Annotated in this window: 14 protein-coding genes; 10 read left to right on the top strand and 4 right to left on the bottom strand. The window is 45.5% G+C overall.

Going from position 1 to position 23,324, the window contains the following annotated elements:
* A complete protein-coding gene (locus tag ISR87_04380; protein ID MBL7024672.1) occupies nucleotides 1-1,587 on the top strand; it encodes a S8 family peptidase in 1,587 nt (528 codons plus the stop codon).
* 193 nt (nucleotides 1,588-1,780) lie between these two features.
* A complete protein-coding gene (locus tag ISR87_04375) occupies nucleotides 1,781-5,581 on the top strand; it encodes a S8 family serine peptidase (protein ID MBL7024671.1) in 3,801 nt (1,266 codons plus the stop codon).
* A gap of 75 nt (nucleotides 5,582-5,656) precedes the next feature.
* Here the strand turns inward: ISR87_04375 and ISR87_04370 are convergent, their stop codons facing one another.
* The 3 genes from ISR87_04370 to ISR87_04360 all read right to left on the bottom strand — a co-directional run bounded on the left by ISR87_04370 (nucleotide 5,657) and on the right by ISR87_04360 (nucleotide 10,098).
* The gene (locus ISR87_04370) at nucleotides 5,657-6,502 is read right to left on the bottom strand and encodes a TrmB family transcriptional regulator (protein ID MBL7024670.1); all 846 of its coding nucleotides are present in this window, start codon (nucleotides 6,500-6,502) and stop codon (nucleotides 5,657-5,659) included.
* Between the two features lie 151 nt (nucleotides 6,503-6,653).
* Nucleotides 6,654-7,511, bottom strand: coding sequence for a hypothetical protein (locus ISR87_04365; GenBank protein ID MBL7024669.1), 858 nt, complete (start codon nucleotides 7,509-7,511; stop codon nucleotides 6,654-6,656).
* Between the two features lie 130 nt (nucleotides 7,512-7,641).
* Nucleotides 7,642-10,098, bottom strand: coding sequence for a T9SS type A sorting domain-containing protein (locus ISR87_04360; protein MBL7024668.1), 2,457 nt, complete (start codon nucleotides 10,096-10,098; stop codon nucleotides 7,642-7,644).
* Between the two features lie 418 nt (nucleotides 10,099-10,516).
* Between ISR87_04360 and ISR87_04355 the strand changes: the two genes are divergently transcribed.
* Genes ISR87_04355 through ISR87_04335 form a run of 5 tightly spaced genes read left to right on the top strand, consistent with a single transcriptional unit; the run spans nucleotide 10,517 to nucleotide 19,117 of the window.
* Nucleotides 10,517-12,223, top strand: a complete 1,707-nt coding sequence (locus ISR87_04355) for a T9SS type A sorting domain-containing protein (protein ID MBL7024667.1) — start codon at nucleotides 10,517-10,519, stop codon at nucleotides 12,221-12,223.
* A gap of 19 nt (nucleotides 12,224-12,242) precedes the next feature.
* Nucleotides 12,243-13,946, top strand: a complete 1,704-nt coding sequence (locus ISR87_04350) for a T9SS type A sorting domain-containing protein (protein ID MBL7024666.1) — start codon at nucleotides 12,243-12,245, stop codon at nucleotides 13,944-13,946.
* Between the two features lie 19 nt (nucleotides 13,947-13,965).
* The gene (locus tag ISR87_04345) at nucleotides 13,966-15,669 is read left to right on the top strand and encodes a T9SS type A sorting domain-containing protein (GenBank protein MBL7024665.1); all 1,704 of its coding nucleotides are present in this window, start codon (nucleotides 13,966-13,968) and stop codon (nucleotides 15,667-15,669) included.
* Nucleotides 15,670-15,687: 18 nt separating this feature from the next.
* On the top strand, nucleotides 15,688-17,391 hold the full coding sequence (locus ISR87_04340; GenBank protein ID MBL7024664.1) for a T9SS type A sorting domain-containing protein: 1,704 nt from the start codon (nucleotides 15,688-15,690) through the stop codon (nucleotides 17,389-17,391).
* Between the two features lie 19 nt (nucleotides 17,392-17,410).
* On the top strand, nucleotides 17,411-19,117 hold the full coding sequence (locus ISR87_04335; GenBank protein ID MBL7024663.1) for a T9SS type A sorting domain-containing protein: 1,707 nt from the start codon (nucleotides 17,411-17,413) through the stop codon (nucleotides 19,115-19,117).
* 119 nt (nucleotides 19,118-19,236) lie between these two features.
* On the opposite strand, the gene ISR87_04330 is transcribed toward ISR87_04335, so the two are convergent.
* Nucleotides 19,237-20,136, bottom strand: a complete 900-nt coding sequence (locus ISR87_04330) for a T9SS type A sorting domain-containing protein (GenBank protein MBL7024662.1) — start codon at nucleotides 20,134-20,136, stop codon at nucleotides 19,237-19,239.
* A gap of 182 nt (nucleotides 20,137-20,318) precedes the next feature.
* Here ISR87_04330 and ISR87_04325 point away from each other — a divergent pair, with 182 nt between their 5' ends.
* Genes ISR87_04325 through ISR87_04315 form a run of 3 tightly spaced genes read left to right on the top strand, consistent with a single transcriptional unit; the run spans nucleotide 20,319 to nucleotide 23,318 of the window.
* Nucleotides 20,319-20,936: a TetR/AcrR family transcriptional regulator gene (locus tag ISR87_04325; protein MBL7024661.1), complete on the top strand. Its 618-nt coding sequence runs from the start codon at nucleotides 20,319-20,321 to the stop codon at nucleotides 20,934-20,936.
* Nucleotides 20,923-22,245 (top strand): TolC family protein, encoded by a 1,323-nt coding sequence (locus ISR87_04320; GenBank protein MBL7024660.1) that lies wholly within the window; start codon nucleotides 20,923-20,925, stop codon nucleotides 22,243-22,245. Before ISR87_04325 ends, ISR87_04320 begins: the two co-directional genes overlap by 14 nt.
* Entirely contained in the window at nucleotides 22,242-23,318 is a 1,077-nt protein-coding gene (locus ISR87_04315; protein MBL7024659.1) for an efflux RND transporter periplasmic adaptor subunit, read from the top strand. The genes ISR87_04320 and ISR87_04315 overlap by 4 nt, the downstream gene beginning before the upstream one ends.
* Nucleotides 23,319-23,324: the final 6 nt, after the last annotated feature.

Here is a 23,324-nt window from a genome sequence, read left to right as displayed (position 1 = left end):
ATGTTTGTCAAACGCCTCACTTCGCTACTTTTTGTTGTCTCCGCGCTCTGCGCATCAGAAACACCATATTGGATATTTCTTGAGTTCGAGGCCAGCTCATCAGAAGTAAAGCTGACTGCCTGTGCAGAGCAACGCCTGGTGTTGCGTGGATCAGAAACACCCTCTGGTAAATATGAAGTCTCAGAATCTCACCTAGACCAATTACGATCTGCAGGCTATCGAATCAGACATGCCTCCCGGTTTCTCAATGCCGTGAGTGTCATCATCGACAACCCTGATCAATTGTCAGAGTTAGAGAGGTTATCCTTTGTCCGCTCCATCACGCCTGTGGCTCAGCACCCAAGGGATGGACTCGAACCCATTTCAACTGGGAATCAACTTGTGCGAGGTTCAACTCTGGCCTATGGTGCCTCTTCTAGCCAAAACGAGATGTTGAATATCCCTCAAATCCACGATCTCGGCTATGATGGGACTGGCATTCTGGTGGGCGTGTTTGATACAGGGTTCCTCACTGAGCACCCTGCTTTTGACAATCTTGATATTCTGGCGCAATATGATTTCATTGATCAGGAAGTGGATGCCTCAGGTCCAGGACATGAACACGGTATCAATGTTCTCAGCGCCATCGCTGGCTATTATCCTGGCGAATTGATCGGTCCTGCCTATAAAGCCACCTATCTGCTGGCTCGTACCGAAGATTTCTACAGCGAATCGCGGGCAGAGGAGGACAATTGGGTAGCGGCCCTTGAGTGGGCAGACTCACTGGGTGTTGATATCATTTCTACCTCTCTTAACTATTTTGATCAATTTGACAACCCTGATGAAAACTATCCCGCTTCAGCGTTGGATGGTCAGACCACTATCAGTTCGCGTGCAACCAATATTGCAGCAGAACGGGGTATTCTGGTGGTGAACTCAGCCGGGAATGAAGGTTCTTCAGCCAGCAGCATCTGGCCCCCTTCTGACAGCCCCCATGTCTTGTCTGTTGGATCAGTTAATTCACAACAAGAAATCTCATACTTTTCTGGACGGGGACCCACCTATGATGGACGTATCAAGCCTGATGTGGTAGCTCAAGGTAGTCTGGTCTATATGGCATCTGGTTCAAATGGTTATATCCGGGGAAATGGAACATCCTTTTCAGCACCACAAATTGCAGGTCTGGCGGCCATGTTGCTCCAGGCCCATCCCAATCTCACACCAGATTCAGTCATTTCCATTTTTCAGAATCAGGGGGACAACGCCTCAACTCCCAACAATTCATATGGCTGGGGTATCCCGGATGTAACAAACCGATTCACTAAATTGAAAACTGGCAACTCAAAAAATTGCCTGATCTACCCAAATCCAGGTGGACATGGTGAGATTCGAATGGTACTCTCTGATCCTATCTCAAACCTTCCTGAGATGGCCAGGCTCTATGATATTCAAGGCCGGGAAATCGCCCAGGTTCCTTTGACTCAGGAGTCTGGAAGCATCGCAAAAATTAACATCCCATCCAATCTGTACCTGGCGAATCAGTTGTTAATCATCGCAGTGGAAACGAACACAAAAATGTACTCAGGTAAACTCATTCATCTCAAGTAATTTCTACTAAAATTCAGTCCAAATAATACTGATTTCTCCCACAGCTAAACTGTTAATAATACAATTTGTTATATACCTGTAATAAATTGTGATTCAAAAAGCTTGATTTAGCTTCCTCTGCCGTCTATGTTCATGGGTAAGTCTCAATGCAGACGAACATATGGATGTGGCGTCTATAAGTTTGGAGTAACACATGAGAACCACTCACATCCTCTTGAGCATTCCCCTATTTTTCACGCTTTGTTTTGCCAGTATTTCTTCACAACCACTTGGTGCCCTGGATGATCAGGGACGACCACTCTGGGAAGAGAAACAGGTCATGGTTAAGCTAACAAAAAATATTTCCGGGCTTGACCATGGTCGCTCAATGTCCCGTACCGGGATGAGGCCGTTGGATAATCTTTTTGAAATCCATTCAGTCCAAAACATTAAACAACAGTTTGCTCAAAACCCCAAACTCATGCGATCGGACCTTCCAGACCTGACCAGAATTTACCTCCTTGAAACCAGTGACGAAACCAATCTTAACCAGCTGATTGCCGACCTGAAAAAAACCCCTGGAGTGGAATACGCTGAAGGAGTTGCACGATATTATTTTGAAGCTATACCCAATGATACGCTTTACTCACATCTGGCACACCTGCCCCAAATTGGAGCCGAAGAAGCCTGGGATATCCACAAGGGCGAAGACGGGACAACTGAAGTGGTTATTGGAATTGTAGATAGTGGTATGGATTGGGATCACGTCGATCTTGTTGACAATGTCTATAACAACCTGGGTGAAGATGCAGATGGGGATGGCCACACCATCGAGTTTATCGAGGGTGAGTGGGTATTCGATCCAGGTGATGAAAATGGTATCGATGATGATTCAAACGGTTATGTCGACGATTTTATTGGCTGGAATATCTATGCTGATAGTGAGGGGAATGAAAATAATGATCCGGCAGATGCACTTGGTAACTATCACGGAACCCACGTTGCAGGACTCGCTGCTGGTGTCACCAATAACGGATCAGGCATAGCATCCATCGCCTGGAATGTCAAAATAATGGCAACCAGCCATGGCTTTGAAAATGATGGAGGGCATGTCTATAACGCTTTTCAGGGAATTATTTATCATGCTGAGAATGGGGTAGATATCATCAATAATAGCTGGGGAGGGAATTCCTATACAGTAGCTGGGCAAGAAGTTATCGAGTATGCCCTTGGTTTAGGATCAATTATCATCGCCTCAGCCGGAAATAGCGGTGGGAATTACCCCCACTACCCCAGCGATTATCCCGGTGTGGTGAGTGTCGCTGCAGTCGATGATTTTGACTACAAAACCAGCTATTCCAATTTTGGTGCTGGAGTGGATATTAGTTCTCCCGGAGGTTCTTTTGGTGGGCTGCTCAGCACCTATCCTGGAGATGATAGCTATACTCATTTATCAGGGACATCCATGGCTGGTCCACTGGCTGCAGGTGCCCTGGCTTTATTAAAATCCTACCAACCTGGATGGTCAAATGCTGAGTTATTGTATCAGTATCTTGCCAGTGCAGATGGAATTGACGATTTGAACCCCTCCTATGCTAATTTCATGGGTCATGGTCGAGTCAATGCCTACAGAGCATTAAGTGATGTTAACCCTTCCCTCCCCAATGAAATGCGTCTGGCGCTACATGAAGTATATTCTACTAATCCAACATTCTTAGATGAAGAAATTCTTCCTGGTGATACGACGACCCTGAGTTTCAACATACGCAACTATGCCATCTTTGCAGATGATCCTGCGGCGAGCATAGCTCTGATTTCAACAGACCCGACCATTCAGATATCTCCCTCCTTTATCACAGCAGAATTGGTTGCTGATGCACATACACTGGTTGACGGATTTCAGGTTGTCATCGGAGCAGAAACCTCTTCTCAGATAGCTGAACTTACACTCCTGATTAATCCCTCACAGGGCAGCATCTCTACCGGTGCATCTTTGCCCTTTTCCATTACCATTAATAGTATCCAGGTTGTTGAAGAAAGTGTCAGCGCTGAACTTGAATTTGGACAGGATGGTGCAGGCTACCTAACAGTTACCAATGGTGGCTTGGAAGATATTGACTTTACGGTCAAAGCACTCGATCCATTCTCCCGTCCCTCAGCATGGCACCCTACCGACTACAATGCCTATGATGGAGAATCCTGGTACTGTGGTGATGACTACATGCATATGTATGGAAATTATGATTGCCAGATTTTTGAAATACCTGTGTTTGATTTAAGGGAATCAACCAATCCAACATTTTCATTTATGGCAAATTGGGATATCGAAGAACCCTCACAAAGCCCACCATGGGACGGATGGGACGCTGCCAATGTGTGGGTTTCCACAGACGGTGGTCTCAATTATGAACCGATCTATCCAGATTTTCCAGCCTACAATTGCGAAAGTGTTTACAGTTTTGAGCTGTGGTTTGATGTTGACTCAATTCCTGGTTGGGCTGGCAATAATGGCGGTTATGAGCCTGTCCAGTTCGATCTATCTGAATATCGGTCTGAATTTACCACATTGAGGATTATGCTTTCTTCTGATCCAAATCAAGGAGCAACTGGATTCTTCATGGATGACTTAAATGTATCGGACGACCATGGTACAATCTGGGAAAATAATGGTCGTGAAGACTTCAGGATTCGTCATAATGCCATAAACTATTATGAAACATTCTCCACCTGGTTTGACTTTGACGATGACGAATTGACCATTGCAGCCGGCCAATCGATTGAGGTACCGTACACCATGGAAACTTCAGGTCTCACACTGGGAGGATACTCTGCGGATCTCGTGTTTACGACTGCTGACCTCATTCCAATTGCCACGCTTAAAAGCGAGTTGCTGGTCACACCCCCCACCTACGATCTTGGGATCAGAAATTATACCATCTCTGGTGATTCATTTTATGGTTCATATCGAGTGGCCAGCCATGATACCTTATCCATCATTCTAGACAATTATGGAAGTGAAGATGCCTGGGACTTTTTAATTCAAGCAGTATTGACCTTTGAGGAGGAAGCAGTTTGGTCTGACTCAATTGCGGTTGCTGTTTTAGCGAGTGGTAATTTCCGGGAATTCACCTTCGATCCATACTTTGTTAACGTCGAGGGTGATCTGGTTTTAAGTATAGACGTTATTAATTTTGAGGAAGATGTGAATGCCTTCAACAACAGTATTCATGAAAATTTTGATGTTGAAACGGTTGTTGATCGATTCTGGCATTACTATCGGCCGAACTTATGGGATTATGATAGTTGGGATTTCTCTGAGTCGTCAGGATATCAAGATGGTCAATCCATGCACTGTAGTGGCGGCGTGACTCCTTATCTTCCCAACATGGATAATTCTCTCACTTACCTTCCTGGCATCGAAGTAGGAATAATGGAAAGTCTGGCAATAAAGTACAGAACCCTTTATCAATTGGAGGATGGTGTAGACGTGGGAACCTTTGAGGTGAGCACTGATCAAGAAAATTGGACCACGTTGAATTCCCACACAGGAACAGCTATCAGCTGGAGTCGTCATGAGATTGACCTTACTGAATATTGTGGCGGTGAAACGGAGAAACTGTGGTTTAGATTTCATTTTGTGTCTGATGCGGAAAATGAAATGATGGGATTTTTCGTTGACCATATAGAGTTCCTGGTCCCAGGTGTGGTATCAATAGATGAGAAAGCAGCTCTACCTATTGAATTCACAGTAGCCCAGAATTTTCCCAACCCCTTCAATCCAAGCACATCAATCCGTTTTGCCCTACCTGAAATGGCTACGACGCATTTGAAAATCTTTGACATCACGGGTCGTCTGGTAAAATCACTGGAAATGGCCAATGTTCCTGCTGGCTGGAACGAAGTCGTCTGGAATGGGCTTAATAATGGTGGAGAACAAACTCCTGCTGGCGTTTATGTCGCTCGCCTGGAAGCCGTATCTCATAGTCAGTCTATCAAGATGGTGTTACTCAAGTAACTCTATTCCTACGATTGATCATTAAAAAAACGGGCTCCATTATAGGAGCCCGTTTTTTTTATCTAATTGCTTTGATTAATTGGCTGAGTTTACGTTGCCTTCAAGATTATTGCCACTTAAAACTTCCACGCGGATTGCTTTTTTCCAGACTTCTTCAAAGGCTTCCACCAGAACCTGACAAAAGCCCTCATCCTCCACATAGAGCATAAAGAAATTAGCTGCGTTGATTGAGTTGGATGGTAGACCAGCCAGAACTCGCTTGCCATCGAAAATAAACAGTTTTATGGGTAGACTGTCTGTGACGCGCATCAGGTCATTTTCGCTGAGTTTTTCCCATTCCTGATTGATGCCTCCAAGGTGTTCTAGACTGAATATAGATCGAAGCGTTACCCCTCGATCAAGGGCTGCCTGTTGGGCTTCGAATTGGACTTTCCGGGTAGCTTTGGTGGTTGCAGCAATGGGAGGTCGCACATATGCAAGAACTTCCTCCTGGACCTCATTCATCAACTGTAAATATCTGTTATGGATGTTGGCTGCATTCCTGATAATCTCCACAGAATTCAGCGATGGACCTGCCCCGCCGGCTATAAATTTATCCTCAAGTCTATCAAAAATTCCATTGGCTTTTTCAACGCGATTTAAATGCTCTGAATCCCACTCCCTCTGCAGGGTTGCTTTAACATCTTTAGGATTCAGGGCGGTGAAGAACCGGTTACGCCCCTCCATCCTTTCATTACACAGACCGTGTACAACCATGCGACTTAGAATTGAATAAATTTTTGATCTTTGAACGCCTGTAAGGCGATGCATTTCATTGGCCGTTACCTCACCGTATTCCAGCATAACTAAATAGAGCTTTGCTTCTCTCTCAGAGATACCCAGATCAGTCAATTCCCGCAAATTAGTCTCGCTTGTTGCCACAATTACATCCCTTACTTTTGCTGATCACAATTTCGGCTATAGAATAATTAATTCTCAGGAGTATTCAATGACGGAGATGGAGTTTGAGATTTGTGAGTATTTAACAACCCGCTTGAGAAACGGGTGCGTAGCTAGAATCTGGGATTGAAATTTAGCTATTGGGACTTAATTGATGTTCCATGGCGATAGAATTAATTTCGGCACCCTTAAAATGTTCAATAGGCACAGCCCGTTCCCAGACCTCTTCAAAACTTTCTACCAGTACTTTGGTAAAACCTGGATCATCGATATAGAGCATGAAAAAACTGGAATTATTATTCTCCGCTGCAGTAGGTAGACCGATATACGATATCCGTCGATCAAAGAGAAACATTTTTACTGGAAGACTCTCTACCACTCTCATTTTATCGTTTTCACCGAGAGTTTCCCATTCGAATTTGAGGCCAGTTAAATGCTTTAAGCTGAAAATACCGCGCTGCACGACCCCCCGCGAAAGGGCTTTGATTTGAACTTCTTTTTGAAGGTCATGTGAGCGTTTGGTTGTGGCCGCAATGGGTGGTCTCATATACCCGAGAATTTCGGATTTACTCTCATTGACCAGCTGTAAATACCTGTTGTGAATATTGGCGGCGTTTCTGATTAACTCAACTGCATTCAGGGCTGGCCCAACGGCTGTTGAATTAAAGGTTTCTGATAATTTTTCGAATAGGGAGTCTGCTTTTTCAAGCTTTACTGAATGTGCCGCGTCCCATTCACGGATGAGGGTGTCTTTTACAGTTTTGGGACTCAGCGCAGTAAAAAACCTGTTACGCCCTTCAATGCGTTCAGTACACAGGCCGTGAACCACCATTCTGCTGAGTATGGAATACATTTTGGATCTCTGAACACCTGTGAGGCGATGTAAATCGTTGGCATTGACTTCGCTATATTCAAGCATGACGATATAGAGCTTGGCTTCCCGTTCCGAGATTCCCAAGTCCATGATGTCTCTGATATCAATCTGGGTCATGCTTACTTTCCTGATGGGTTTTGTTAAAATGAGGGGGGCAACTAAGCCCCCCTCAAACGGTCTTATCTCAACACTGGAGGAAGATGTGGCGTCTTATTAATTCCAGGCGAGGACCTTCACATTTTGAGACTTAACGGAGGTAAGTCATTTTCCTTGTTTCAGAGAAGTTACCAGCCTGCATGCGATAGATATACATACCGGTGGAAACTGATTCGCCCTGAGTATTCAATCCATTCCAGACCACCTGATGGTACCCGGCAGACATGGATGATTCAACGAGACGTACGATTTGACGACCACTCAAGTCATAAACCGTCAGTGTCATTTCTGAGGCTTCTGGCAGACTGAAGTTAATCTGTGTACTTGGGTTGAAAGGATTGGGATAGTTTTGATCCATGGCGAATGATTCTGGAAGTGCTGCATTGTCAATGTTCACAATGGTTGCCATGACAGCATCACTTGCATCTCCAAGATTCTCATGGATATCAAGACCGGCTACTGAGTAGTAGTAGGTTCCTGGTACAGAATGATCAATACTGGCATCAACATATTCAGTTGAAGCACTCTGGCCAATTTCTACACCATCTGTCATTTCGCTATTGGTTCCGCGATAAATGACATAATAGCCAAGATCATTGATATTTACAGGATCCCAGCTGATAACCACATCATTACCCACAATTGCCTGGGCCACACCATTTGGTACTGGAGGTGCAATATCGTCTGTGGAGTAACCAGAAGCTACTTCACTGATAAAGACATCTTCGCCAAGGGCAGCAATGACACGATAATCCTGTGAGTTAGTTGCACCATCATCGGTTGAGTTATGAAGTGTGTTAATCAGTACATTATACTCGTTTGAACCATAAGCCGCAGTGTTACCAACAGCTACCCACTCTTCACCAATCAAGGTTTCAACAGTGTAGAGTTCATTGGTCATGTCACCCAGAATATCAAAACCAGAGGCTGCAAAGTTTACGACAACTTTGCCACCCTGATCTTCAGGAACGTCTGATACGGCGATGATAGCAGGTTCGTCCATGAGACGACGTACTTCATAAGGCATTGAAACTGTTTCAATGGATTCGTCAGCGCCATAGAGGGAGACAACACGATATTTATAGTAGCCACCTTCAGTGATGTCATGATCATAATCATCATCAGCATAGTTGTTAGCCAGTTCTGTCCACTCACCCCAGGTACCACCATAAGGCATATAACTCACATCCAGGCGATATGTGTAGGCGTGTGGCATCACATTTTCCCACTCGAGCTCAAGTGTGGCTGGAATGACATGATTGTCATTATCGTAACCGATCTCAAGATGTACTGGAGGAGCAACATCAGGGAGAACAACCCAGTGATAACGGGCTTCCCAGAAATCATTCTGCCAGTTCAAAAATAGTTTTTTACCTGTTGTATCTGCAGCTAAAACCTGAACCAGGTTAAAAGGTCCGGTTCCTGGCTCTGGAGCTTCAAGACCCAGTGCTTCCATTGCATAACCAACACTTTTTGCGCCACCTTCTGCGTGCCACATCCAGGCATGCATGGGACCACCCCAAGGACCACCGGCTTCCTGGAAAAGACCAAAGGCAGTACCATCGTTGGCAACAGATCTTGCACCGGCGCCTCCAAGCATTCCTGGTAGACCAGCCATTTGAGTGGTTGTAATCACACCGTCAACATTGGTCATCATATAGGTAGGTTGACCATTAAAAGTGAACTGTCCAGCACCAGTAATGTATTCCCCATTGGCACTAATTCTAGTCTGGCTCATGTCGACAATTGGGGAGTCGAGACGCGTCGTGTCATAGGTACCTGCTTCATTCTGAGTCCAGATAAAAGGATAGCTTGTCCAACCAATTTTGCTACTACCAACAAGAATAGATCCATCACCACTCAGTCCGACAATATTAGAACCGCTTTCCAGTCCTGGCAAATCCATATCAAGACGCATACTGTCCAGGTGATAAACAAAGGGTACATCAAAATTTGTATCATTTCCCCAATCGTTGGTATCTGCATAAGCCATAGTTCCAAAAATAACGTTCCCGTTATCACTAATGAGTTTGGCCTTGCTGAAATTCATACTGCCATAGGCTAAAGAGTCATCAAGGATTCCGCCCAGGGGTTTCCATTCTCCCCATGTAGCAGCATCTGCGATGGAAGCAATAGTGGCATTGAAGAGTGTATCTGGTATGGTGTCTCCATCAGCATCGTACTCAAAATAATCCCAGGTAAAACTACCTACGACACTACCGTTACTTGCAATTGCATTTGCTTCGCTTACCTGACCACCGCTGCCCTGCCAGTTTGTACTTCCCCATGATCCAGGCCAGTAATTGTCACCGTTCACAAAGTGGGAAGTTTGATGCCGGACAACTTTTTTCAGATTGTATTCGTCACCCTGCATTTTATTACCAAGTATGTATGTCCCGGCTGCGTCCATCTCCCAGGGACCATACTGTCCATCATCCGGTACGTAGATCATATCAGAAATATCAATTGCTTCAACCAACTGAGCCTGAAGACTCACAGAGGCAATCAATAAGAATACGATCACTAACCATGGTTGCTTTTTTCTCATAAACACTCTCCTTTTTCTCTTGCCGTAAGAATTACGGGTAAATCATTTAAAATAAATTACCGCAAATTATATTCCCCCCGAGGGGGGACTACAACTATTTTTTTTAAAATTATAAAATTTATTTTATCTCCCATTCTGTTCATTATTCACACGATTTAATTGATTTGTTAATGAAACATTTCAACCATAAATACTATAATAATAATAATATAACGATAATTTGTAATTCACCTGCTACTGTAAACATTCATCCTATTTCCAAATATCAGCTCTAGTCCAGAATGAATAATATTTTCAATAAATGTTTTCTTTAGCCCCCCCCGGGGGGTAACTAACACTTGCAAAGCGACTAATCGGGTATTTAATTTCGCGGAGTGTTGATATTAAGGTTCTTATTTAGCAATAAAGGATGCCTAAAATGAAATCAAAGTCATTGAAACTAATTATCCTAAACCTGCTGGTGATACTGTCGACTGCAATTGCAGACCCAGAGATAGTCAAATTTACTACCGTAGGCGGGCTCCTGGATCAATGGGGTGGGAGCATGATGTGGTCCAATAGCGATGGGACCATCTTTGGAGGAAGTAACTACTTTGGTGGCGGCTTTACCTGGACTGAAGCAGATGGGATAGAAAATATTGGTGGTCACTATATTCGTGGGATGGACAACAATGGTCTCATCGTTGGTGAAACCTATTTTCCAATGATCATGGGTGATACCCTTACTGACGTAGAAGCCGCAGCCTATTTTGATGGTGAAGAGTGGGTCATGATGGGTCCCATTCAGGGAACCCAACCCTTTGACCCCTATCACTATCAGGGCGCATGGGCGATTGCTGCCGATACGATGATTATTGCCGGCATGTACTGGCATGAAAATTTTAGGACCACTGCGTTTGTCTGGACACCTGAAGATCCTGACGGTGAACTACTCCCTGACAATGGTTTACTTCTGAGTAGCCGACCCAACGATATGAATTCTGATGGCAGCGTCATTGTTGGCTGGGCAGCTGTGGACGAGGATGGGCAATATACTGATCGGGCAGCCCATGCCTGGTTTCTCAATGACCTGACTGGCCAATATGATCTGGCCTTCCTTGGTGCTTTGGGTGGCCATGAGCCCTGGGTTGGTGGAGAAGCGTACGGGGTTAGCCCTAATGGAGAGCTGGTGTGTGGTTGGTCACCCAGTGCCATGTTTATCTGGTCTGAGGAGACCGGAATGCAAGATCTTGGCTACTTGCCCGGACATAATCCAGAAACCGCTGGTGTTATCCCCATGGATATTATTGACAATGGCACTGCAGTTGGTTTCGCCCAACCCCAAACCTGGGTCTGGACCCGCGAAGCAATCATTTATACTCCAGAAAGTGGAATCATTACTCTGAAAGACAGTTTGGAGAGCCTTGGGCTGGAGGATGATTTTGAAGATTGGGGCTTTTTCCAGGCCAATGGAATTTCAGATGATGGACGCTTCATTGTAGGTTCTTGTGCAGGGTTAGATGGGATATTGACCCCATTTGTATTGGAGTTCATCCCCCCTTCTGCGCCCACAGATTTGATGTCAGAATTATACAATGATGATCTGGGTCCCCGAATCTTTCTAAGCTGGACTGACGATCCCTCAAATAATGAGTTTTCCTATCATCTCCAGCGTAGAGTCATCATTGCCGATTCCACAAGCGAATGGGCAACACTGGCTCATCCTGATTCAGCAGACAATATGTACACGGACACCGAAGTCTACTTTGCCAATGGCGTGGAGTGGGAATATCGCTTACGAGCTGAAAACCCTGTAGGGGAATCAGAATGGCTGGAGATAATGACAGCGTCCAGTACAGACAGAATGGTATCTGGTCTTCCAACCGAGTTCAGTATTACCGGAGCCTATCCCAATCCTTTTAATCCCAGCACGACGATCAACTATGAGGTCCCACAACAGATGCAGATTAAAATTGCTCTGTACTCTATTACTGGGACTGAGCTAGCTGTCCTACGCGAAGGACAGCTAACAGCTGGAAATCACAATCTTGAGCTCGATATGGGCGAGTACAGCTCTGGTGTCTATCTCGTCCGGATTATCAGTGGTGATAAGATGGATGTTCAAAAACTTACCCTCATTAAATAAGTATAAGGCTATTAGAAAAATGTTATTGAAAAAAATGGTTTTGCTTTTTGCCGTTGTGGTCTCAGCCCTGTTTGCTGAAGATCCAGAAATTGTAAGATTTTCTGTTGTAGAGAACTTCCCTGACCCATATGGTGGTGGTTTCTGGTGGACAAACAGTGATGGGTCCCAACACGCCGGCGGCTACTATTTCGGAGGGGGGTTCACCTGGACTGAGGATGGAGGTCTCAACCACGCCGGAGGATATGCCATCCGGGGCATGGACAACAATGGTGTCCTGGTCGGTGAAACATCCTTCCCCATGATCATGGGCGACACATTGACAGACGTTGAAGCGGCTGCATACTATGATGGTGATGAGTGGATTATGATAGGACCCATTCAGGGTACCCAGCCTTTTGATCCATACATGTACCAGGGAGCCTGGTCTATCGCAGCTGATACCATGATCATTGCTGGTATGTACTGGCATGAGAACTACAGAACCACTGCCTTCGTCTGGACCCCAGAAGATCCCGATGGTGAATTACTTCCAGACAACGGTCTGGATTTGAGTAGTCGACCCAATGACATGAGTGCCGATGGAAGTGTCATTGTTGGATGGGCTTCAATCGAGGTTGATGGACAGTATACTGATCGTTCTGCCCATGCCTGGGTTCTCAATGAGGAAACGGGTGAGTATGATTTGAACTTCCTTGGGTTCAACGGTGATCAAGGTGGTTGGGTTGCTGGTGAAGCATACGGGGTAAGCCCCAATGGTGAACTTGTCTGTGGTTGGTCCCCCAACTCCATGTTTGTCTGGTCTGAAGAAACAGGTATGCAGGACCTTGGTTTTGCACCAGGTCACAATCCAGAAACCGCCGGTGTGATTCCCATGGAGATCATCGATAATGGTACAGCGGTGGGATTCGCCCAGAACCAGACCTGGATCTGGACTCGTTCAGCGATTATCTACACCCCGGAGAACGGAATATCATTTCTTAAAGACAGCCTGCAGGTATTGGTTGATGATGATGATTTTCTTGAAGATTGGGCATTGTTTCAGGCAAATGATATATCCGATGATGGACGAGTTATTGTAGGGTCCGGTGCTGGACTCAGTGGCATCTTAACACCTTACATGATTGAATTCATCTATCCAGAAGCGCCCCTGGATTTAATCTCAGAAATATACAATGACGCAGATGGTACCTGGATCGACCTCAGCTGGACTGAATATCCCAACAACAATGAGTTTAATTATCACCTCCAACGTCGTGTGACCATTCAGGATTCCACAAGTGAGTGGACTACCTTGGCCTTCCCAGACTCCAGTCACACCACCTATCGTGATGGCGAGATCTACATCTCCAACGGTGTGGAATGGGAATATCGGTTGAGAGCTGAGAATCCCGTTGGTGAATCTGAGTGGCTGGAAATCATGACAGCTTCAAATATTGATGAAGACCTTAAGGAGTTACCCTCAGAATTCAGCATTATTGGTGCTTATCCCAATCCCTTTAATCCCAGTACGACCATCAACTATTCAATTCCTGAACGAATGAATACCCAGGTGGTTCTCTACTCAGTTACGGGAAGTCAGTTAGCTGTTCTCAGTGACAAATTGGAGGAACCAGGTGTTCACAATCTTCAGCTTGATCTGAGCGGCTACAGTTCAGGGGTATATCTGGTCCGGATTATCAGTGGAGATAACATGGATGTTCAAAAACTGACACTCATCAAATAAAAAGGGTCTCATATCACTAATGATACGCTCTTCATTTGTAGTTCTGCTTATGGCTGCCTGCTCTTTTTTACAGGCTGAGGATCCAGAAATTGTAAAATTCACCATAGTTGGCGACCTCCTTGACCCCTGGGGTGGACAAATGAATTGGGTAAGTGAAGACGGCAGTCTTTTCGGGGGTACCAATTATTTTGGTGGTGGTTTCCGTTGGTCTGATGAGGCTGGGCTTGATCCTGTTGTCAGCTCAGCAATTCGCGACATGGCAAATGACGGAACGTTAATCGGTAGCAATTACTTCCCTATGCTCCTTGGTGATACGTTGATTGAAGTGAATGCCGCCAGCTATCATAATGGTGAAGAATGGATTATGATTGGTCCTATTGCCGGAACACTCCCTGATGATCCGAATTTTTATCAAAGCGCCTGGGCCATTGCAGCAGACACAATGATCATTGCCGGGATGTACTGGCATGATAATTCTAGAACCACTGCCTTTGTCTGGACTCCAGACGATCCAGATGGTGAACTACTTCCAGACAACGGCTATATGGCCAGTAGTCGTCCCAATGACATGAGTGCTGATGGAAGCGTCATTGTCGGTTGGGCACAGGTTGATTCTGGAAATATCCAGGTCGGTCGGGTGGCTCATGCATGGTTTCGTAATGAGTTGACGCAAGAATATGAATTAACATTTCTAGGTGCACTCGGTATGGATGAAGGATGGTGGGGTGGTGAGGCTTATGGCTGCAGTGAAAACGGAAAGATTATAGTAGGCCGATCTGGTCCCAGAAAAATGTTTGTCTGGACTTCCAGTGATGGGATGGTAAACCTTGGAATCGCACCCGGACATGATCCAACCCGGGCCAGCGCTACCGGAATGGCAGCTTCCTCTGATACAACCATTGTTGGTTTTGCACGACCCATACATAGTGAATGGGGACGTACTGCTATTATTTGGACCGAGGAAAGTGGAATCATCTTTTTAAAGGATAGCCTAGAGAGTCTTGGTCTTGAGGATGATTTTGAAGACTGGGAATTACTCCAAGCCAGTTCAATCACTCCTGATGGTCGTTTTATTGTTGGAAGTGCATTAGGTCTGGCTGGAATCATGCAACCTTTCATTCTCGAGTTTATACCTCCCTCAGCTCCAACAGATTTAGCCTCAGAGCTTTATAATGATGCGGATGGTCTTAGAATCGAATTGAATTGGTTTGATGATCCGAGCAATAATGAGTTCAACTATCACCTTCAACGTAGAGCAATTATTGCAGACTCAACCAGCGACTGGACCACTTTGGCACATCCTGATTCATCCGAAAACATGTATACTGACACAGAAGTCTATTTTGCCAATGGTGTTGAATGGGAATACCGTCTCAGAGCGGAGAATCCCGTCGGTGAGTCTGACTGGGTAGAAATCATGACTGCATCAAGCACGGATGAAATTGCTACGGGACTTCCACCGGAGTTTAGCATTACCGGAGCTTATCCCAACCCTTTCAATCCAACCACTACCATCCAATATGACATTCCTAAACTAATGCAGACCAAAATTGCCCTATACTCCATTACTGGGACAGAGCTAGCTGTCCTTCACGAAGGACAGCTAACAGCCGGGAATCATAATCTTCAGCTTGATTTGAGTGGCTACAGTTCAGGTGTTTATCTGGTCCGGATTATCAGTGGTGATATGACGGATGTTCAAAAACTTACCCTTATTAAATAGTACGTAGGAATGGAAAATTTGAAAAAAATAAAAACTCTTGTTCTGCTTTTGACGATGAGCTCATTGTTGCAGGCAAATGACCCGGAAATTGTAACATTCACAACTGTTGATGGTCTGATAGATGGCTACGGTGGTAGCCTATTTCACCCAAATGCTGATGGATCAATGGTTGCAGGACGCTATTATTGGGGTGGTGGCTTTATCTGGACCGAGGATGAAGGCGTTGAACATATCGGTGGCTATTCAATCCGCGGGATGGATCGAAACGGCTATGTCGCAGGTGAAATGGCATTTCCTATGATGATGGGGGATACCATTACTGACGTAGAGGCAGCCTGCTACTGGGATGGTGAGGACTGGGTGATGATTGGTCCTATTCAAGGGACGCAACCATTTGACATTTTGCATTACCAGGGAGCCTGGGCTATTGCTGCAGACACGATGATTATTGCAGGGATGTACTGGCATGAGGAAAATTATAGGACCACAGCGTTCATCTGGACACCCGAAGACCCAGATGGCGAATTTCTTGAGGACTATGGACTGGATCAAAGCAGCCGCCCAAATGACATCAGTGCTGACGGAAGTGTCATCGCTGGATTCGCCTCCCAGGGTGACCCCGGTGTTAATTTTGTTAGTCGCTCAGCCCATGCCTGGATCAGAGATGATGCGACAGGTGAGTATGAATTTACCTTTCTCGGTGCGTATAATCCAGATGTGAGCGCTGAGGGTGAAGCTTATTGTGTCAGCCCTAACGGCGAGTACATCAGTGGCTGGTCCTGGGGTGCCATGTTTATATGGACAGAGGAAGATGGCTTCCAGATAATTGGATACCATCCTGACCATGACCCATCAACTGCCAAAGTTACTACGATGGACATTAATGACCAGCAGACCGCTGTTGGCTTTGCTGCAGCAGTCGCCTGGGAAGCTGGACGTGAGGCAACCATTTATACACTTGAGAGTGGAATCGTATTTCTCAAGGACAGTCTTGAATCTCTGGGCCTTGAGGATGAAATCGAAGATTGGTACTTTTACCAGGCCAATGGGATTTCTGATGATGGTCAGGTCGTGGTTGGCTCTGCAATCGGTCCCAGTGGATTTCTGACACCCTTTATCGTAAAATTTATTCCACCAACAGCACCTTATAATTTGAGTTCTCAGGTACTGAATGATGAGGATGGAGAAAGAATCGAACTCTTCTGGGATGATGAACCCACTAACAATGAATATACCTATCACCTGCAACGACGTATGACAAATGCGGACTCTACAAGCAACTGGTCCACCTTAGCCTATCCTGACTCCAGCCAAAGCGAGTATGTAGATACCGACATCTATCTTGCAAATGGTGTGGAATGGGAATACCGTCTACGGGCGGAAAACCCTGTGGGAGAATCTGAATGGGTTGAAATCATGACGGCATCTAGCACCGAAGACATTGCTTCAGGACTTCCAACAGAGTTAAGGATTTCCAGTGCTTTTCCCAACCCCTTTAACCCTACTACAACCATACAGTATGGTATCCCTGAACAAATGCAGACCAAAATTGCCTTGTACTCCATTACTGGGACGGAGCTAGCTGTTCTTCACGCAGGACAGCATTCACCCGGAAATCACAATCTTCAGCTTGATATGAGTGGCTATAGTTCTGGCCTTTATTTGGTCCAGATCATCAATGGTGATAAAATGGATGTACAAAAAATTACATTGATAAAATAATATAGAGGACCCAGATACAATGAATATGAAGCATTTTCTGATCTCACTCATGATCCTCACATCTGCACTTTTCGCAGACGACCCGGAGATTGTGAGATTTACCACCGTCGATGACCTCCCAAGTCAATGGGGTGGCGGTATGGCGTACGTCAACTCAGATGGAACCCTTTTTAGCGGTCGCTATTATTTCCCGGGAGCATTCAGTTGGACGCCTGATGGGGGAACAAGACACCTGGGCGGCGGTTATGCCCGAGGGATGAGCGATGATGGTGTGGTAGTGGGTACTGCTGCTTTTCCAATGATGATGGGTGATAGCTTGACCGATGTCGTGGCTGCAGCCTACCACGAACCAGATGGTGAAGCGTGGGTCATCATTGGACCCATCGAAGAGCAGGAGCTCTTTCATTCCGGGTATTATTCATCCGCATGGAGCATTGCAGCAGACACCATGATCATATCAGGCATGGCCTGGCAACCGAATTACCGCACGACAGCATTCCTCTGGACACCAGAAGATCCTGATGGTGAATATCTCCCCGATTATGGCCTGGAGCATAGCAGTAGACCCAATGATATGAGTGCTGATGGATCTGTCATTGTTGGCTTCGCTTCAATGGAGCTAGAAGGCCAGTATACCGATCGGGCAGCTCACGCCTGGTTTCGTAATGATACCACAGGAGAGTATGATCTAACTTTTCTAGGGGCGCTGGGTGGGTATTACCCAGAGGTAGTTGGTGAAGCTTATGGCGTCAGTCCCAACGGTGAGCTGATCTGTGGTATCTCGCCAAATCGCTTGTTCATCTGGTCCGAAGAAACTGGAATTGTAGAACTTGGAGTAATGGAGGGATATGACTTATTAGGATCTGGGGTATACCCCAGTGCAATTACAGATGACGGAACTATTGTTGGGTTTGCCCGGGAAAACCTTTCTTCACCCATGAGCGATGCCATTATCTATACTCCAGAAAGTGGAATCATCTTTCTGAAAGATAGTCTGGCAAATCTCGGCCTGGAAGATCAGTTCGCAGATTGGTACTTCGATTATGCATTTGATATCACCAATGATGGACGAATCATCGTTGGAACGGCATTTGGATTGGCTGGTTTTCTCACCCCTTTTATTCTCGAATTCATTCCACCTACAGCTCCAACAGACCTTATGTCAGAACTCTATAATGATGAAGATGGCTCAAGAATTGAATTGACCTGGACAGATGATCCAACCAATAATGAATTTTCATATCATCTACAAAGAAGGGTGACTATTGCCGATTCAACTGGCGAGTGGTCGACTCTAGCTTATCCTGATTCTGCAGAAGCCATGTTTACAGATACCGACGTTTATTTTGCCAATGGCCTAGAATGGGAGTATCGTCTGAGAGCTGAAAATCCTGTGGGCAATTCAGATTGGATTGAGGTGCTGACATATTCTAGCACCGACAGAATCGCCTCTGGTCTTCCCATGGCATTCAGAATTACTGGGACCTATCCCAATCCCTTCAATCCAACCACCACAATCCAATACGAGATTCCAGAGCAGATGCAGACTAAAATTGCTCTATACTCCATCACCGGGACAGAGCTAGCTATACTTCGCGAAGGACAGCTATCAGCTGGAAATCACAATCTTCAACTCGATATGAGTAGTTACAGCTCCGGTCTATATCTGGTGGGTATTATCAGTGGCGATAGGATGGATGTTCAAAAATTAACGCTTATAAAATAGTCAATCTTCCTTCGTCTGGTTGACGCATCGAAAAGGCTCCAATTATGGAGCCTTTTTTATGCTTCAAAAAAAGCCCAGATAAACGTACCCGGGCTTTTTTACTAAACGTCTAGGATTGATTACTTCAGATAAGCCAAGCGCTTGACCTCACGTTGCATACCAGATTCCAGTACATAGAGATAGGTTCCAGCACTCAAGGTTCCAGGGTGAAACTGAATTGAATGTAGCCCTGCGTTGTACCGTTCATCCACCAGACTGGCTACCCTCGCACCTGTTATATCATAGATATTCAAGGAAACATGTCCTGCAGTTTCCAGGACAAACTCGATTGTGGTGCTTGGGTTGAATGGATTAGGGTAATTTCTGCTCTGCAATGAATGCTGAACATTTGTCATCGTAGGATTGGTAGATAGCAGTGCTCCAAATAGATCACTTCCCCCAATCATGAGATCTCGTACAATTATTCTATCAAGGTTTTCCTCAGATGGTACCAGAAAACCAGATACGTCGACCTGATCTCCGTCCACAGGAAAAACAAAGTTTGAATCATGGCGTGCCAGTCCTCTTAAACGCACGATACGATAATCTGCAACCGCGTCATCATCTACATCAAGTAAATAGCCAGTACGCTCAACCATGCTACTATCCCGTCGGCCGTGTCTTCCACCAGCACGCACCGTGTCGATGAATGTGCTGATCACACCACTCACATCAATACTATCATAGGAGGTGCTATCACCATGACCCCAATGTCCATGTCCACCGCCATGGTGTCCTCCATGCCCTGGACCGCCGTGTCCAGTACTATCGCATCCACCACCGCCAGGACCACCGGTTCCGGTGCTGTCATGATTACCCCAGCCTCCCCCGTGACCACCCCCTCCTGGGCCACCATGTCCGCCCCCTGGAGGGCCACCGGGACCCCCTGGTCCGCCGTGTCCCTGTGCCACAAGGAAACTTGTCGTTAAGAGAGAGAGGATCAATATCAGATACAATTTTCTGCGGTTACTTCGATGCATAAACTCTTCCTTTAAAAATGTTATTCCAGTACAGTTAAAATAGTTAGACAGCGCTAACGAGAAAAGGTTAAGTATTAGAAAAATATTCTTAAAAATTCATCTCAGCTGGTCCGATAATCCTTTTTTGTGACTGGTCAGTCAATATATTGCTGACCGGTCAGAAATAATGGAGATACGTTTAAATGATAGCTTCAGAAAAAAGAGAACAACGTAAAGAGCAACATCGGCTGGAGATTTTACAGACAGCCGAACAGATCTTTGCAAGACAGGGATATCACACCACAACCATGGAAACCGTCGCCGAAGAATGCGGTTGGAGCAAGGGTACTCTCTATCTTTACTTTAAGAATAAGGAAGACCTGTTTTTCTCCATTTTACTAGAAAAAATGGATCGATTTTCGGCGACCCTCCTGGCTGATCTCAAGAGTTCAAAAGATATTGAGGGTAAAATTTTTGCCCTTATCGATGCACAGTTCCGGTTTTTCACAGAAAACAAGCACTACTTTCAACTGCTTATCACCGAACAGGGGAAAGTCATGCATACTTCAAATTCAGGGCTCAGAGAAGAACTTATCCAGAAGCAACACTCCCAAATAGATCAGATTTCTCAAGCATTAGAAAAAGGAATGAAAGATGATACTCCGGTACAGGCAATCATCCTAGCTGGCAGCATCATCGGTTCAGTGAATCTTCATTTGGTATCCTGGCTGATGGCTGCCGAAGCCATTGACCTGGAGTATGTGAAATCACAACTCACCACCCTTTTCATAAATGGAATATCTACAAATGAAAAAATTTAATCTTATTCTGCTACTTCCTGCCATGCTGGGAGCACAAAATCAGATGGAGCTTTCCATCCAGGAAAGTGTTCAACTGGCACTGGAACGGAATCCAAATATCCGAATTGCCGAGGAAAAAATCAATGATGCCAGACAGAGCTTCTATCAAGCGATTGGCTCCGCCCTACCTTCAGTAAATCTGCAGGGGACCCGCATCATGGATGAGAAGGTTCAAGTCATCCAGAATCCTTTTGCAGCCCCCGGTGCCCCAGCAACCTTGGAGCTGGACTTCACCATGGACTATCAATATGATGTGAGGGTCACTCAACCCCTGTTTACCGGTGGAAAAATCGCATTGGGAACTCTTATGGCTTCAAAAGGGGCCACCCTTGTCAAATCCCAATATGAGCAGGAAAGGAATAACCTCTCCTTTAATGTCATCCAGGCCTATCTCGGGATGCTGGTAACCAAAGAATTTCTCTCAGTCGCTGAAGAGGGCTATGCCACAGCTCTAGAGTTTTATGAGATATCCAAGTTGTTGTATGAGCAGGGTATGATATCCAAATTAGACCTTCTGCAAGCCGAGGTACAGGCAGCCAACCTCCTACCACAAAAGACCCAGGCCGAGAATGGTGTAGCTATGGCACATGCCGGCTTAAAGATGCTCCTCGGTGTAGAAGCAGAAACTGAAATTTTGCTCAGCGATGTGATGTCGTACAATCCAGGGCAATACGATATTGATCAACTCAAAGTTGAGGCATTGACGAACCGAGCTGAGGTTCATCAAATGGAACTCTCAAAATCCCTGAGCTCATTAAATGTGAATATGGCCCGATCTGACTTTCTGCCCGCTATAGCCCTGAGTTATTCCTATTCAAAATCAGGAAATGATCTTGACATTTATGACGATTGGAATGACAGCTATATGGTGGCGGTTGGTTTTAGCTATCCAATCTTTAGTGGGGGTACACGCTATTCCAAAGTCCGTCAGGCAAAGATAGCTCAGCGACAATTAAATCATGGTTATGAAGCCATGAAAGACGGTATCCTCTTCGAAGTTGAACAGGTTTACCTGAGTCTCATGGAAGCGGAAAAAAATATACTTTCCCAGGAAAAAACAGTGGGGCAGGCTGAAGAAGCAGCCCGTCTGGCAAAAATTCAATTTCGGGAAGGCACCATCACCAACCTGCAGGCCAATCAGATTCAAATCAATTTAACTGCAGCCAAGGCAAATTATTTACAGGCTCTTTTCAACTACACACTCGCTGAAGCCAGCATCAAAAAGGTCATCGGCGAACCCCTCCACAAGCAAGGAGTTATCTCTCAATGAAATTTCTTAAATCCACGATTATACTCAGTCTCATCATCATGTTTTTTATGGGCTGCAATAAGGATGAAAACACTGAAGCCAGTGAAGACTGGGTTAGAAAAGCAGTTCCCGTTCAGGTAGATACAGCACGATCCCAAACTTTTGTTAGTTCACTCTCCTATAATGGGTCACTTCTTGCCATCCAGACTGCTAGAATCATCCCCGAAATTCCTGGAAAGATTGAAGCGCTCTATGTACAGATAGGAGACTTTGTCAATGCAGGACAATGGCTGGTCCAAATGGATATCAGCACGATGTCCCTTCAGTACAAACAAGCCCAGGCTGGCCTGTCAGTAGCAAATGCAAACCTGGTAGATGCACAGAAAAACTGGGAAAGGGTTCAAACCCTGCACAGCGAAAATGCAGTATCCCAACAGCAATATGAAAAAATGAAACTGGGACTGGATGCAGCCCAGGCACAAAAGAATCAAGCCAACGCTGGTCTGGATTTGCTTAAAATGCAACTCGACAAGGCAACGCTAAGGGCTCCTTTTCACGGTGTGATCACGCAAAAAGGCTTCAACAAGGGGGACTTGTTCAGTCCCGCTGTGATGATGCCTGTTTTTACACTTCAAGATGTCTCTTCCATAAAAGTCGAGCTGCAGATTACTTCTCAGGAAATTATGAGCATCGAGAAAGGTCAAAATGCCACTTTACAAGTGGGCTATCTGGATAAAGCGGTTCCAGGTAAGGTTACTCTCGTAGGCGTGGCAGCTGACCCCCTGTCAAAAACATTTTTTGTTGAGTGCCAGTTCGATAACCGCACCGGCAACCTGCGTGCCGGAACTTTTGGCCAGGTGGATATATCCATTGAGGAAATTGAAAATGTCATGGTGGTTCCCCGGAACTCTGTCATTAATGGATCCCACATCTTCGTTGTTGAGGAAAACATCGCCTATCAACGCGATGTTGAAGTGCTTCAGGAGAGTCTGGAAGAGCTGATCATTGGTTCTGGTCTTTCAGAGGGGGAGCAATATGTTACCAGTGGAGCCTTTATCCTTACAGACAGCAGTCTTGTCCAGATAGAGGACTAGGAGTCA

It is taken from the genome of Candidatus Neomarinimicrobiota bacterium, from assembly GCA_016784545.1.
In the GTDB taxonomy this organism is placed as follows: Bacteria; Fidelibacterota; UBA8477; order UBA8477; family JABMPR01; genus JABMPR01.
The sequence above is the reverse complement of the archived record's forward strand: the minus strand, read 5'-3'. Positions and strand labels throughout refer to the sequence as shown.